The following is a 1,270-nucleotide window of genomic DNA, read 5'->3' as shown; positions in this document are numbered from 1 at the left end:
CCACTGCTGTCCCATAGTTTGCTTTAAATAAAAAAACCTGAGTCCTAACAGTTAAAATATGAGTGCAAACAAACACTTTAACGACTAGGATTCAGGTTTTGTCACATCAGAATACCGTATTTCATGAGCTAATTAAACCTGTTGTGCGACAGGATTTTGAACAACTTGCTAAAGTACACCATGTTGGACAGAAATTTAGAGCGGCTTCCCGGTGGGATCAGTTTATTGCCATATTGATGTCTCAATTCTCTTGTAGGCAAAGTCTGAGAGATATTCAATCCAATTTGGAGTGCCAACAGGAAAAGCTAAGTCATCTCGGAGCAAAGTCTATTCCCCGAAGCACGCTGGCACGAATCAATGAGCAGCAGCCTGCTGCCTTGTATCAACAGCTATTTTACAAGTTGCTTAAATACTATGAACACTCAAAAGTAGCTCATAAATTTCGCTTTAAGAATCCCTTGTATTCCTTGGATGCCAGTCATATTGACCTGTCGCTTTCCTTATGTGAATGGGCCAAAGTTCACAACTCAAAAGCCAGCATGAAACTCAGCATAGGATTGAATCACAGCAATGATATTCCTGAGTTTGTTGCAGTTGAAAATGGCAAAGAAAATGACATGGTACAAGGCCGCAAATTCCAGTTTCCTGCTGGCAGCATTGTAGTTTTTGATAAAGGCTATGTCGATTACCAATGGTATGCAAATCTGACTGCTCAAAACATTGGATTTGTCACACGTTTTAGGCCTAAATCTGTGTATCAGGTGATCCAGCAACATCCAGTGCTTGAATCCAAAGGTATTCTAAAAGATGAAACCATTCAGCTGAATAGCGCACATGCCCTAAAAAGAAAAGCCCCAGTGTTAAGAAGAATTGAATATAGAGATCAGCAAAGTGGCAAGCACTTTAGCTTTCTCAGCAATAACTTTCATTTAGCCGCCTCCACCATTGCGGCGATTTATAAAGATCGTTGGAAAGTTGAGCTGTTCTTTAAGGCGATTAAGCAGAATCTCAAATTAAAAGCGTTTCTAGGCCGCAGCAGGAACGCAATTCAGACACAAATCTGGATTGCGATGATCGCCTATTTATTGGTGAGTTTCGCTCAACATTTAGGGAAAACAGGTTGGACAGTTCAACGTTTACTCAGAATAATTCAAGTGAATTTGTTTGAAAGAAGAACTTTAAAAGCTTTATTTTCACCCGATAAAATACCCATAAAACAAGAGGAAGCTCAAATGAGCTTCCTCTTGTGAAAAATTGTGGGACAGCAATG

1 protein-coding gene is annotated in these 1,270 nt (G+C 39.8%); it reads left to right on the top strand.

Translation table 11 applies throughout. The annotated features are described in order from the left end of the window. The first annotated feature begins 98 nt into the window (after positions 1–98). Positions 99–1,250 (top strand): IS4-like element ISAbe18 family transposase, encoded by a 1,152-nt coding sequence (locus tag FTT84_RS17845; protein WP_005261588.1) that lies wholly within the window; start codon positions 99–101, stop codon positions 1,248–1,250. Positions 1,251–1,270 lie beyond the last annotated feature (20 nt).

The organism is Acinetobacter sp. YH01019 (assembly GCF_013420285.1).
GTDB classification, from domain to species: Bacteria; Pseudomonadota; Gammaproteobacteria; order Pseudomonadales; family Moraxellaceae; genus Acinetobacter; species Acinetobacter gandensis.
This window is presented reverse-complemented; position numbering and strand designations above follow the sequence as displayed.